Source organism: Burkholderia sp. A2 (assembly GCF_001729305.1).
Taxonomy (GTDB): Bacteria; Pseudomonadota; Gammaproteobacteria; order Burkholderiales; family Burkholderiaceae; genus Burkholderia; species Burkholderia sola.
Genome location: NZ_LZXX01000087.1, coordinates 63,867 through 76,878 on the forward strand (window position 1 = coordinate 63,867; position 13,012 = coordinate 76,878).

Annotated in this window: 8 protein-coding genes; 2 read left to right on the top strand and 6 right to left on the bottom strand. The window is 69.2% G+C overall.

Going from position 1 to position 13,012, the window contains the following annotated elements; all coding sequences use genetic code 11:
* Positions 1-36: 36 nt before the first annotated feature.
* Both nth and rsxB read right to left on the bottom strand, forming a co-directional pair.
* A complete protein-coding gene (gene nth / locus A9Z05_RS10880) occupies positions 37-681 on the bottom strand; it encodes an endonuclease III (RefSeq protein WP_006478196.1) in 645 nt (214 codons plus the stop codon).
* Positions 678-1,589 carry an electron transport complex subunit RsxB gene (gene rsxB / locus A9Z05_RS10885; protein WP_069618101.1) on the bottom strand — a complete coding sequence of 304 codons (912 nt, stop codon included), beginning with the start codon at positions 1,587-1,589 and terminating at the stop codon, positions 678-680. Before rsxB ends, nth begins: the two co-directional genes overlap by 4 nt.
* Before the next feature lie 263 nt (positions 1,590-1,852).
* Here rsxB and A9Z05_RS10890 point away from each other — a divergent pair, with 263 nt between their 5' ends.
* Complete coding sequence (locus A9Z05_RS10890; protein WP_006478198.1) at positions 1,853-2,485, top strand: TetR family transcriptional regulator; 633 nt, start codon at positions 1,853-1,855, stop codon at positions 2,483-2,485.
* 109 nt (positions 2,486-2,594) lie between these two features.
* Here A9Z05_RS10890 and A9Z05_RS10895 read toward each other — a convergent pair whose 3' ends face one another.
* Both A9Z05_RS10895 and A9Z05_RS10900 read right to left on the bottom strand, forming a co-directional pair.
* Positions 2,595-4,085, bottom strand: coding sequence for a polyhydroxyalkanoate depolymerase (locus A9Z05_RS10895; protein WP_069618102.1), 1,491 nt, complete (start codon positions 4,083-4,085; stop codon positions 2,595-2,597).
* Between the two features lie 212 nt (positions 4,086-4,297).
* Positions 4,298-6,127, bottom strand: coding sequence for a glycoside hydrolase family 15 protein (locus A9Z05_RS10900; protein ID WP_069618103.1), 1,830 nt, complete (start codon positions 6,125-6,127; stop codon positions 4,298-4,300).
* A 166-nt stretch (positions 6,128-6,293) separates the two neighbouring features.
* Here A9Z05_RS10900 and A9Z05_RS10905 point away from each other — a divergent pair, with 166 nt between their 5' ends.
* Positions 6,294-7,541 (top strand): lactonase family protein, encoded by a 1,248-nt coding sequence (locus A9Z05_RS10905; RefSeq protein ID WP_124503923.1) that lies wholly within the window; start codon positions 6,294-6,296, stop codon positions 7,539-7,541.
* A 118-nt stretch (positions 7,542-7,659) separates the two neighbouring features.
* Here A9Z05_RS10905 and A9Z05_RS10910 read toward each other — a convergent pair whose 3' ends face one another.
* Positions 7,660-12,183: a DNA translocase FtsK gene (locus A9Z05_RS10910; protein WP_069618105.1), complete on the bottom strand. Its 4,524-nt coding sequence runs from the start codon at positions 12,181-12,183 to the stop codon at positions 7,660-7,662.
* A gap of 177 nt (positions 12,184-12,360) precedes the next feature.
* Positions 12,361-12,906, bottom strand: coding sequence for an META domain-containing protein (locus A9Z05_RS10915; RefSeq protein WP_069618106.1), 546 nt, complete (start codon positions 12,904-12,906; stop codon positions 12,361-12,363).
* Between the last annotated feature and the right edge of the window lie 106 nt (positions 12,907-13,012).

A 13,012-nucleotide genomic window follows, 5' to 3' on the forward strand; every position in this document is an offset into this window, starting at 1 on the left:
GGCGCGGTGCGTGGATACGTCAGCCGTGGCTGATGCTCATTCGTTGGGGGGCGGCGTCTTCGGCCGGAACTCGCACAGCGGCTCGATCGCGCAGTGCCAGCATTCGGGCCGGCGGGCCTTGCAGACGTAGCGCCCGTGCAGGATCAGCCAGTGATGCGCGTCCTGCAGGAATTCCTTCGGCGTGAACTTCTCGAGCGCGGCCTCGACGGCCCGCACGTCCTTGCCCGGCGCGAGCCCGGTGCGATTCGCGACGCGGAAGATATGCGTGTCGACCGCGATCGTCGGCTGGCCGAACGCGGTGTTCAGCACGACGTTCGCGGTCTTGCGGCCGACGCCCGGCAAGCCTTCGAGCGCTTCGCGATCGGCCGGCACCTCGCCGTCGTAGCGCTCGAGCAGGATCCGGCACGTCGCGACCACGTTCTTCGCCTTGGTGCGATAGAGGCCGATCGTCTTGATGTACTCGGTGACGCCTTCCTCGCCGAGCGCGACGATTTGTCGCGGGGTGTTCGCGACCGGGAACATTTTCCGCATCGCCTTGTTGACCGACACGTCGGTCGCCTGCGCGGACAGCATCACGGCGATCAGCAGCTCGAACGGCGTCGAGTATTCGAGCTCGGTGGTCGGATGCGGATTGAGGCTCTGCAGCGTTTCGTAGATCGCGCGTCGTTTGCTGGCGTTCATGGAGCGTTCTGGTCGGGCGGCGCGGACGAGCCGTCCGGATCGTCGTTGCCTGCGTCGTTGTCGTGATCGTTGCTGCCCGAGGCCGCTTCGGCGTCGCGCTGCGCCTGCTGTTCGGCGAGCCGCTTGCGGCGGGCCTCGGCCGCGTCGATCTGCGCCTGGACGGCCGGGCTCACGCCTTCGGTGTTCTTCGGCCCCGCGCCTTGCCCGGACAGCTCTTCCTTCTTCTTGCGCGCGCGTTCGAGCGCGGCGGCGATGATCGCGCGTTTCTTCGCTTCGGCGTCGTCGGCCGGTGTGGCGGCCGGCGTGCCCTGCGAGCCGGGCTGCGCCGCCGATGGTTCCACGGCCGGCTTCGCGGCGCTGGCCGCGCGGCGGGCGGCGGCGCGCGCTTCGGCGGCCTCGCGCTCGCGGCGTTGGCGCGCGAGCCGCAGGTCGTGGCGTTGGCGCGCGGCGTCGGCCTGTTCCTGCGACCACGCGTCCCAGCCGGTGCGATCGCCGGTGACCGGCAGCATCGCGATGCAGTCGACCGGGCAGGGCGGCACGCACAGGTCGCAGCCCGTGCACAGCGACGCGACGATCGTGTGCATCTGCTTCGGCGCGCCGACGATCGCGTCGACCGGGCACGCCTGCATGCACAGCGTGCAGCCGATGCACAGGTTTTCGTCGATGAACGCGAGCGCGCGCGGATGCTCGCTGCCGTTGACGGGGTTCAGCGGAATGACCGGCTTGCCGAGCAGGTTCGCGAGGCGCGCGATGCCTTCGGCGCCGCCGGGCGGGCACTGGTTGTAGTTCGCGTTGCCGGCGGCGATCGCCTCGGCGTACGGACGGCAGCCGTTATAGCCGCACTTCGTGCATTGCGTCTGGGGAAGCAGATCTTCGATGCGATCCGCGAGTGTTTTGGAATCGGTCACGGTGACGACAGGCTGACAACAGGCGCAGCGGCGCCGAATGGCTCTCGACCGCGTCGGGCGCGGCCGGAAAGGTTTGCCAAAGCTCGATTATCGCCGATTTCCCGCATTGCGCCGGACGCCGTCTATGCGCATAATCGAACCGCTTTTTTGCAGGGGCTCAGCAGGAGGGCGGCCGCCCGCGGCGCGCCCGTTCCAGGGCGGCCGACGCCGAGGCGGTGGGGGTGTCGGTCCGAATCAAGCGGCTCACATAGCAAAGCGCCACCATGAATCAGCCAAAAATCAAAAGAGATCCTGAAGGCACGCGCCGCCGCATCCTGATGGCGGCAGCCGAAGAGTTCGCGAATGGAGGGCTGTTCGGCGCGCGCGTCGATCAGATCGCGCGCCGGGCCGAAACGAACGAGCGCATGCTCTATTACTACTTCGGCAGCAAGGAGCAGCTCTTCACGGCGGTGCTCGAACACGCGTTCTCCGCGCTGACGGAGGCCGAGCGCGTGCTGGATCTCGACGGCGTCGCGCCGGTCGAAGCCGTCACGCGGCTCGCGCATTTCGTGTGGGACTACTACCGCGACCATCCGGAGCTGCTCCGGCTCATCAACAACGAGAACCTGCACGAAGCGCGCTATCTGCACAAGTCGACGCGGATTCGCGAAATGATGTCGCCGATCGTCGCGAAGCTCGGCAACGTGCTGATGCGCGGCCAGAAGGCCGGGCTGTTCCGTGGCGACGTCGATCCGCTGCGCTTCTACGTGACGCTGTCGGGGCTTGGCTACTACATCGTGTCGAACCGCTTCACGCTTGCCGCGACGCTCGGCCGCGACTTCACCGACACCGACGAGCGTGCGGAAATGGTCCGGATGAACACCGAGGTGCTGCTCGCCTATCTGCTGCGGCGCTGACGCGACGAACGCAGGAGCCGACGAGCTGCCCGCTCGCGGCCGCGGCCGGATAAAAAACGCCGCCGTTGCGCCAGGCAACGGCGGCGTTTTTGCGTCGGACCGCGGCGCGTCAGGCGGCCTTGCGGGCCCGCACGGTTTTGGCGCGCGGGCTGCCTGCCGTGCGTTTCGCCGCGGGCGCGGCCTTCGCGGCGGGCGTCCTGGCGGGCGCGACCGTCACGGCCGGCGCCTTCGCGCGCGTGCGTTTCGCGGCGGTGACGCGCACCGCCGTTTCCGGCTCCGGCTTCGCGGCCGGCACGACGCCGATCGTGGTCGCATCCTGCGCATCGACCGGCAACTTCGTCGCGCCGTGCTTCGGCTCCGGCGCATGCTCGCGGATGAAGTCGCGCAGCTGCGGATAGATGATCGTGCGCCAGCGGCGGCCCGAGAAGATTCCGTAGTGGCCGCACTTCTCGGCGGTCAGGCTGCGGCGATCGTCCTGCGGGATGCCCGTGCACAACTCGTGCGCGACGTGCGTCTGGCCGCTGCCCGAGATGTCGTCGAGTTCGCCCTCGATCGTCATCAGCGCGGTGTGCTTGATGTCCTGCGGCCGCACGCGCTCGCCCTCGACGTCCCACGTGCCTTCCGCGAGGCGGAATTCCTGGAACACGACGCGGATCGTCTCGAGGTAATACTCGGCGGCCATGTCGAGCACCGCGTTGTACTCGTCGTAGAAGCGGCGGTGCGCTTCGGCGTCGTCCTCGTCACCGCGCAGCAGGCTCTGGTAGAAGTCCCAGTGCGATTGCGCGTGCCGCTCCGGATTCATCGCGACGAAGCCCGTGTGCTGCAGGAAGCCCGGATACACCTGGCGGCCTTCGCCCGGATAGTTCGCGGGCACCGTGTGGATCACGTTGTTCTCGAACCACGCGGTCGAGTGTTGCGTGGCCAACGAGTTCACCGACGTCGGGCTGCGGCGCGCGTCGATCGGGCCGCCCATCATCGTCATCGTGAGCGGCGTGTCCTCGCCGCGGCTCGCCATCAGCGAAATCGCCGCGAGCACCGGCACCGTCGGCTGGCATACCGAGATCACGTGCAGGTTGCGCGCGCCGATGTGACGGATGAATTCCTGGATGTACGCGATGTAGTCGTGCAGGTGGAACGGGCCGACCTCGACCGGCACCATCCGCGCGTCGATCCAGTCCGTGATGTAGACCTTGTGATCCTGCAGCAGCGTGCGCACCGTGTCGCGCAGCAGCGTCGAGTGGTGGCCCGACAGCGGCGCACACACCAGCACGACGGGCTCGTCCTTCAGTTGCGTGACGGCGTCGGCGTCGTCCGAATAGCGCTTGAAGCGCAGCAGCCGGCAGAACGGCTTCTCGATGATCGTCTGCTCGACGATCGGGATGTTGTGGCCGTCCTTGACGATCTGATGAAGGTTGAATTCCGGCTTTTCGTAATCCTTGCCGAGCCGATACATCAGCTCATAGGCGGCCGCCATCCGCGGCGCGCCGGGCATCAGCGAGAACGGGCTGGACGGATTCGCGAACGACTTCGACGCGGCCTGGGCCCAGGCCGTGAGCGGGCTCAGCATTGCCCGCTGGAATTCGTGCAGTTGGTAAAGCATGCAGGCTACTCCCGCGTGGGGGGACGGTGCGCAAGGGCGGCGTGAGGCGTCGCGGCGTGCCGTGTGGGTCAGCGGCCGGCCATGTTGCATTGCAGCCGGACAATCTCGTCGATCATATCGGACAACGATCGGTGGTGCAATGCAACATTTCCCGGATTTTTCATCAAATTTTTGCGATTTGACGATCTATGAACAAGGGCCCGCGCCGCCGCTCAGCGGCCAGTGGCCACGGCCGGGGCGGGCTGGCCGGCCGCGCGCGCCATCGCGTCTTCATGGTGCATCAGGTTCATCGCGGTATGCACGAGCGCCACGTGCGAGAACGCCTGCGGGAAGTTGCCGACGAGCCGCCCGGCCACCGGGTCGTATTCCTCCGCGAGCAGGCCCAGGTCGTTCGACAGCGCGAGCAGCCGGCTGAAAAGCCGGTGCGCGTCGTCGATCCGGCCGAGCAGCGCATAGCTGTCGACCAGCCAGAAGCTGCACGCGAGAAACGTGCCTTCGCCCGGCGGCAGGCCGTCGTCGTATTCGGTCGTGCGGTAGCGCATCACGAGCCCGTCGTGCAGCAATTCCCGTTCGATCGCGTCGACCGTGCCGACGATGCGCGGGTCTTCCGGCGGCAGGAAGCCGAGCTGCGGCAGCAGCAGCACGCTCGCGTCGAGCTCGTCGCTGCCGTAGCTTTGCGCGAACGCCTGCTTGCCTTCGTGCCACGCGTTCGCGCAGACGTCCGCATGGATCCGCTCGCGCAGCACGCGCCAGCGGTCGAGCGAGCCGGGCAGCCGGAACATTTCCGCCGACTTGATCGCGCGGTCGAACGCGACCCACGCCATCACCTTGGAGAACGTGAAATGGCGGCGGCCGCCGCGCGTTTCCCAGATCCCTTCGTCGGGTTCCTGCCAGATCTTCTCCAGATGGTCGAGCAGCGCGCACTGCACCGACCAGACCGTGTCGTCGGCCTGCAGGCCGCCCACGCGCGCGAGGTGCAGCGCGGCCATCACCTCGCCGAACACGTCAAGCTGGAGCTGGTTCGCGGCGCCGTTGCCGACGCGCACCGGCAGCGAATCCTGGTAGCCGGGCAGCCAGTCGAGCTCCATTTCCGGCAGCCGGCGCTCGCCGGCGATCCCGTACATGATCTGGATTTGCTCGGGCGAGCCGGCCATCACGCGGCCGAGCCACGTGCGCCACGCGCGCGCCTCGTCGTAGTAGCCGCCGCGCATCAGCGCGAGCAGCGTGATCGTCGCGTCGCGCAGCCAGCAGTAGCGGTAGTCCCAGTTGCGGTTGCCGCCGATCTTCTCGGGCAGCGACGTGGTCGGCGCCGCGACGATGCCGCCTGTCGGCTCGTACGCGAGCGCCTTCAGCGTGATCAGCGAGCGCCGCACGGCAGCCGCGTAGCGGCCCTGCACCTGGCAGCGGCCCGACCATTCGAGCCAGTAGTTCTCGGTGCGCGCGAGCATCGACAGCGGGTCGCGCGCCGGCGGCAGCCGCATGTGCGACGCCGCGTAGCCGAGCGAGAACGGCACGCGCTCGTCGGCGCTCACCGTGAATTCGGCGAGCGTATGGAGGTTCTTGCCGGTGAGCGGCACCGGCGTGCGCAGCACGACGGTATCGGGGCCGGCGATGGCCTTCATGCCGTCCTCGCGGGTCAGTTGCGTGACCCACGGAATCGAGAAGCCGTAGTCGAAGCGCAACACGAGCTCCATGCGCATCTTCATCGTGCCGTGGCGGCCGACGACGATCCGCACCAGTTCGGACCAGCCGTTGCCGGGCGGCATGAAGTCGATCACGGTGACGGCGCCGTCGGCGCTTTCGTAATCGGTTTCGAGGATCAGCGTGTCGCCGCGATAGCGGCGTGTCGTGTGCGTGATCGCGGCGTCGGCGGCCGGAGCAAGCAGCCAGCGGCCGTGCTCGGGCGTGCCGAGCAGCGCCGCGAAGCAGGCGCCCGAATCGAAGCGGGGCCAGCACAGCCAGTCGACGGAGCCGTCTTTTGCGATCAGCGCGGCCGTGTGGCCGTCGCCGACGAGGGCGTAGTCTTCGATCAGGGCGGGCATGGGCAGGCGATCCTTGGGTATTCGAGTTCACAATGCGGACGTCGGCGGCCCGGACTTCACGCCCGGGCGCCGCGCCCCGTATACTCGGCCGGGCGGCGGAGCGCATGAACGGCCGGCGTTTCGTCCTATCTCAACACTTGAAGCGACTCGATGCAAGGAGGATTCAATGCCCAACCGTTTACGGGAGCGTGACGCTCGCGCTTCGACACGAGGGTTCCCGCTTAGGTTCGCTCACTGGATGAAAGGTTTCGCGATCGTGCTGTCCTTGTCCGCGACCCACGCATTCGCGCAGCAATCGTCCGCCCCGGCCGACGGCGTCTACAACCTGCTCGTCGGCACCTATACGGGCGGCGGCAGCGACGGGATCTACGTGTACCGCTTCGATACCAAGACCGGCAGCGTCGCGCCGGTATCGTCGGCGAAGACCGTGAATCCGTCGTATCTGTTGCCGAGCCGCGACGGTCGCACCGTCTATGCGGTCAACGAGCTGCCCGGCGACGACGGCCCCGCGACGCAGCGCGGCGGCGTCAGCGCGTTCCGCTTCGACGCGAAGACGGGCGCGCTGAGCTTCATCGAGCGCGTATCGTCGGAAGGGAACGACCCTTGCTATCTCGCGCTGTCGCCGGACGGCAAGTACCTCGTGACCGCCAACTACTCGGTCGCGGCAGACCCGGGCGGCAGCTTCGCGGTGTTTCCGCTGCGCGACGACGGCGCGGCCAGCCCGGCCGTGCTGGCGGTCCACCACGAAGGCACCGGGCCCGTGAAGGGGCGCCAGGACGGCGCGCACGTGCATTCGACGGTGTTTTCGCCGGACGGCCGCTATCTGTTCGTGCAGGATCTCGGCGCGGACAAGATCTACGGCTACCGCTACACGGTGGACGGCAGCCGCGGGCTGATCAGCCCGACCGACACGCGCTACACGCCGGTGAAGGCCGGCTCGGGCCCGCGTCACATGGTGTTCGGCGCGGACGGCCGCTTCGCGTACGTGACGAGCGAGCTCAACGCGGCGGTCGAGGTGTTCGGCTATCACGACGGCAAGCTGACGCCGGTCGAGACGGTGCCGATGACGGCGCCTGGCTTCAAGGGCAAGGTCGGCGGCGGCGCGATCCACCTGTCGCCGGACGGCCGCTTCCTGTACGCGAGCAACCGCGGTGACGCGAACGACCTGGTGATCTACGCGGTGAACCAGGCCAACGGCCGGCTGAAGCACGTCGGCCGCCAGTCGAGCCTGGGCAAGACGCCGCGCGAATTCCTGATCGATCCGACCGGCAAGTGGCTGATCGTCGGCAACCAGGACAGCGACACGTTCTACGTGTTCAGTCGCGATGTCGAAACGGGGCAGCTCGGCGCGAATCCGCAGAAGATCGCGGTCGGCAAGCCGGTCGACTTCAAGCTGGTGCCGGTCGCGCAGTAATCGCGGCCGATTCCCGGTCGATGCAAGAAGGGCGCTGCCGATGCAGCGCCCTTCGTATGTCGTGCAGCCGCTTGCGCGGCGCCCCGTATCGATGCCGGCGGCCGTGCGGCCGGCATGCTCAGTCGGCCGCGGCCGGCACGAGCACCTCGCGGCTGCCGTTGATGCCCATCGCCGACACGAGGCCCGCGGCTTCCATCTGCTCGACGAGCCGCGCCGCGCGGTTGTAGCCGATGCGCAACTGCCGCTGCACCGACGAGATCGACGCGCGCCGCGTGCGCACGACGAACGCGACGGCTTCGTCGTACAGCGGATCGGCTTCCGCATCCGGCGCATCGCCGAACAGGTCCTGCGTCGCGCCGTCGGCGGCCGGCCCGTCGAGAATCCCTTCCTCGTACTGCGGCTCGCCGAACTGCTTCAGGTACTCGACGATCCGGTGCACTTCCTCGTCGGCGACGAACGCGCCGTGCACGCGCTGCGGATAACCGGTGCCCGGCGGCAGGAACAGCATGTCGCCCATCCCGAGCAGCGACTCGGCGCCCATCTGGTCGAGGATCGTGCGCGAGTCGATCTTCGACGATACCTGGAATGCGACGCGCGTCGGGATGTTCGCCTTGATGAGGCCCGTGATCACGTCGACGGACGGCCGCTGCGTCGCGAGGATCAGGTGGATGCCGGCCGCGCGCGCCTTCTGCGCGAGGCGGGCGATCAGCTCCTCGATCTTCTTGCCGGCGACCATCATCAGGTCGGCCAGCTCGTCGATCACGACGACGATCAGCGGCAGCGTCGACAGCGGCTCCGGATCGTCGGGCGTCAGCGAGAACGGGTTGCCGATCTTCTTTTCCTTCGCTTGCGCGTCGCGGATCTTCTGGTTGAAGCCCGCGAGGTTGCGCACGCCGACGGCCGACATCAGCCGGTAGCGTTTCTCCATTTCGCCGACGCACCAGTTCAGCGCGTTCGCCGCGAGCTTCATGTCGGTGACGACCGGCGCGAGCAGGTGCGGGATGCCTTCGTAGACCGACAGCTCCAGCATCTTCGGGTCGATCATGATGAGCCGCACGTCTTCCGGCGTCGCCTTGTACAGCAGCGACAGGATCATCGCGTTGATCGCGACCGACTTGCCCGAACCCGTCGTGCCGGCCACGAGCATGTGCGGCGCCTTCGCGAGATCGGTGACGACCGGGTGGCCGGTGATGTCCTTGCCCATCGCGATCGTCAGTTGCGACGGCGAATGCTGGTACTGCCGCGACTCGAGGATCTCCGACAGGCGGATCATCTGGCGCTTCGCGTTCGGCAGTTCGAGGCCCATGCAGGTCTTGCCGGGGATCGTCTCGACGACGCGGATCGACGTAAGGCCGAGCCCGCGCGACAGGTCCTTCATCAGCCCGACGATCTGGCTGCCGCGCACGCCGAGCGCGGGTTCGATCTCGAAGCGCGTGATCACGGGGCCGGCCGATGCGCCGACCACCGTCACCGGCACCTTGAATTCCTGCAGCCGCTGTTCGATCACCTGCGCGGTTTGCGCGAGGTGCTCCTCGGTGATCGTTTCGACGTCGTCGGACGCGGGCTCGAGCAGGTCGAGCGTCGGCAGTTCGACGTTGAACGACGCGGGCGCGTGGAATTCGAACGCGTTCGGGCGCGGCGGGCGGGCGGCGGGAGCGGCCGGGGCCGGTTCGGGCGCCTCGATTGCGTCGGTGGCCGGTGCGCCGATGGGCGGGATCGCGAGGGGAGGCGGCGCGGAAATGATGGTTGCCGGGCTGGCCGGGACGTCCGCGCCGGGAACGATTGCAGCGGGCGGTGTGGCGGTCGGTGTTGCGGTCAGGTCATGTGACACGGACCAGCTCGCCGACGAGGCGGCAGGCGCGGGCTGTGTCGCGGGCGTCTGGGTTGCGACCGCGGCCGGGACGGCCGTAATCGATGGCGCCTGCGTCGCGGCGGCCGCACCGATGGACGTCAGCGATCCGGCTGCAGCGGCAGGCGCGCCTGCGATCGGGTAAGCCTGCGTCGCGGCGGCCGTGGTCGTCGGCGCGATCGCGCTGAAGGACGGTGACGTCGGCGCGGACGCGGCTGGCGACACAGGCAGGCCGATTGCCGGCTGCGGAGCGACTTCGCCCGATGAGCCGGATGGAGCGAAGGTCGTCGTACCGGTCGACGTGGTCGCCGTTTCGGTGGGAAGCGTCGATGCCGGCGCGGAAGACGGCGCAGCGATGGGCGCGGACGTGAAAGTCGCGAGTGTCGAGGTGGCGGGCGCCGGCGTTGCGGGCGCCTGCGCAGTGGAACCGAGCGTCGAACCCGACGCGCCGGTCGTCGACGGCGTCACGGCGGGCGCATCGGTCGATTCGGGCGTCGAAGCGCCGGACAGCGAATCGTAGGTAACGCCCATGACATCGGCAGGCGACGCCGACGCGGCGGAAGTAACGGGCGGTGCCGATGCGGCCGGTTGCGACGGCGAAGCGGACGCCGTGCCGGTCGCGCCGACCGGCGAAACGGCGGCGGCGACGGGCGCGATGCCCGATGCGGAGGCAGTCGAATCAGGCGCCGTGCCGACCTGCGGCGATGCGGCGACAGCCGCAGCCGTCGATGCTGCGGCAAACGGCTGGACCGCCGGCGCTTTCGGCAATTCCGCCGCGACGGTTGTCTGTGTCGCGGCAGGCTGCGTCGTCGGCGCAGTCCAATATGTAGCGGACGTCGCGCGCTGAGCGACGGCCGACAACGGTGCCGCGGGTTCCGTCTCGACCGGCTTGGCAGCTTCCGGTGCGGGCTGCGAGAGGTCCGGCGCGGACGTTGCCGCAATCGACGCGGATTCCGAAAGTGCGCGCGCCGACGTTCCCGCCATCGACGAAGAGGGGAGGGCAGCGAACGGAACGATGCTGTCGGCCGGCTTCACGTCGGCATGCGCATCGGCAACCCCTTGACGCAAGTAGGCCGGTGCAGCGCGATCGTTTGCAGGCGCCGGTTGTGCGTCGTCCTTGTCGTCGATATCGACGGACCCGGTCGGCTTGCCGATGCCGAGATCGCGAGCGGCTGCATCGCGTGCCGGCGCGAAGGCTGAATGAGCGGGCTCCGATTTCGCGTCGTGCGCCAGCGACTCGGCGATCGGGCTTGCGGTCGACACGTCGAGTGCGGAAACCGACGGGCTGACGACGTCTTCCCAAGGCGCGAGGTCGATGGGTGCATCGATCGACGGCGCGGCGGACGCTTCGTCGACGTGACGGATCTCGTCGTCGGCACGATGCGGGATCGCGGCATCGTCGATGCCGGGATTCGTGCGCGCGTTCGGTTCAGTTCGATCGATTGCAGGGGCGGGCAAATCGCCGACCGAAGCCTGCGCGATGCCGGATTCCGCCGGCATGAAGGCGTCGAGCACGATCGGTGCGTCGTCGTACGCAGGCGAGGCAGCGGATTCGGCCGGAACATTGACCTCCTGGGCTGCGACGCCATGCGCTGTGGAGACGAACGCGCTCGACGCGGCCGCCGATGCCGGCGCGGCGACGCTGGCTGCTGCCGCGGCTACGCCGGCCACGGCAGCGGCTGCGGTCGCCGCGTGCGTCGCATCGGTCGACTCCGCGCCACCCAGCGTCGCCCACTGCGCGGTGCTGGCTTCGATCGAGCGCAGCGTGTCGTGAACGCTCGGCGCCGGTGTAATCGGCGTGGCGGGCTTCTCGTTCCACGCATAGAGCGGCGCGCGCGCCGGCGCGGGCGGCGCCGGGCGGCGTCGGGCCGCGTCCGGCGACAGGCCGGCTGCCGTCGTGCCCGCGACCGGGCGCACCGGCGGGCGCTGCGGCTGCGTAGCGGCCGGTCGTGGCGTGACCGTGGCGCGCGGCGCCGTTTGCGTCAGCGCGGCGGTGGCCGGCCGCGCGGCGGTCGGACGCGGCCGGACGGGTTCGAATCCGGCCGGAAGCGGAGCCGGCGCGGGGCGCGGCACTTGCGCGTTCGCCGCGGCGCGCGCGAGGCTGGCGGTGCTGCCGGTGGTCGGCGGCGGCATCGCGCCGGCCGGGATCGGCGCGGGCGGCGCAGGCGTGCGCTGCGGCGCGGTCGGCTTCAGCCAGCCCGACGGCGCGACGGGCTCCGCAAGGGGGCGCGGCGGCGTCTTGCTGCGCGGCTTCGGTCGGGCCTGCGGATCGGGCTTCCATACGGTCGGGCGCGAATACCGGCCGTTCTGGCGCGGCGCCATCGAATTGACGGTATGTGCGGTGGTCGGCTGTACGACATCGTCGTCGCGATGCAGCGCGCTGCGCGGCAGGTCGGCGATTCCGCGTGCGTCGTCGTCGCCGCCGTCGCGCGACAGCTTGACGCCGAACGACGTGTCGACCCACGCGGCGAACTGCCGCCAGCCGATGCCGGTCAGCCAGGGCAAGCCGGCGAGGAACAGCACGACCATCGCGACCGGCGTGCCGATCGGGCCGAGCACGTGGGCGAAGCCGGCCGAGCACGCATGGCCGAGCGCGTTCGTGTCGGGGCCTGACAGCGGGCTCGTCAGCGTGCAGCTGGCGACGAATACCGCGGCGAAGCCGAGCCACAGGCGGATCGAGCCGCGGCCGGCGAGCCCGCCGCCGCCGGGCAGCATCGCCTGCACGAGACGCCAGAAGAGAAGGAGGAACCAGACGGCGGAGATGCCGAACCAGCCGAAGACAACCGTGTGCATGCTTTGAAACAGGAGTGGGGCGGAGCGCGCGGGGCGCGACCCGCCGAGTTTAACCGGCCGGCGAACAAGACTCTGACGCGGCGTGATTCCGATTCACGCCGCGCGACGCACGTGGATGGCACATGCGCGTGGCGCGCCACGCGAAGACGGTCGGTCGGCCTTCGCGCGCGCCCTGCATCAGGGACTCCGGTGCGTGAACGTCAGTGTTGCGCCGGCCTGGGTCACGATCTGCAATTGCTGGGGCGCGCGCATCTGCACGCCGGTCTTCTCGATGTGGGCGAGCGCGTCGAGGTACGCGGATTCGAGTTGGCCGCCGAGCGTGTTCGGGCAGGCCATCCGCGTGCCGGCGAGCGGGCCGAAGCTCAGCAGGCCGTTCTTGACCGCGTAGGTGCCCATGTAGCGGTTGCAGCCCGAGAACCCGCTTGCGCGCCGGATGCCCGAGTCGGTCGACAGCGCGAGCTTGATCGGCTCGCCGTTGTCGCCGTGCGGGATCGCGCGTTGCGTGCCGTCGGCGTTCACCCAGCTGGTGAGTTCCCAGCTCGTGTCGTCGAGCAGCTGGACGGCGGCCGGGTTGTACGGGTCGGGTGCGGGGGCGGCGGAATCGGGATGGGTCGGCATCGCGCAGGCGGCGAGAAGCGTGGCAAGCGTCAACGCGCAGAGCGGCGTGCGCAACGGGCGAAGCAGGCCGGTGCGTGCGCGTGCGGCGGCAGACAGGTGGGACATGAGCCTCGTTCCTCTTCGGATTCTGATCAAGGCGTAAGAGTAACGCACCCGCCCCGCGGCAGGCGAGCCGACACTTCGCGTGCGAAAACGTTCGCGGGCCGCCCAC

Bases quoted from the DNA above. Each gene is read 5' to 3' on its own strand.
- nth (WP_006478196.1), bottom strand. From the start codon at position 681: ATGAACGCCAGCAAACGACGCGCGATCTACGAAACGCTGCAGAGCCTC.
- A9Z05_RS10890 (WP_006478198.1), top strand. From the start codon at position 1,853: ATGAATCAGCCAAAAATCAAAAGAGATCCTGAAGGCACGCGCCGCCGC.
- A9Z05_RS10895 (WP_069618102.1), bottom strand. From the start codon at position 4,085: ATGCTTTACCAACTGCACGAATTCCAGCGGGCAATGCTGAGCCCGCTC.
- A9Z05_RS10900 (WP_069618103.1), bottom strand. From the start codon at position 6,127: ATGCCCGCCCTGATCGAAGACTACGCCCTCGTCGGCGACGGCCACACG.
- A9Z05_RS10905 (WP_124503923.1), top strand. From the start codon at position 6,294: ATGCCCAACCGTTTACGGGAGCGTGACGCTCGCGCTTCGACACGAGGG.
- A9Z05_RS10910 (WP_069618105.1), bottom strand. From the start codon at position 12,183: ATGCACACGGTTGTCTTCGGCTGGTTCGGCATCTCCGCCGTCTGGTTC.
- A9Z05_RS10915 (WP_069618106.1), bottom strand. From the start codon at position 12,906: ATGTCCCACCTGTCTGCCGCCGCACGCGCACGCACCGGCCTGCTTCGC.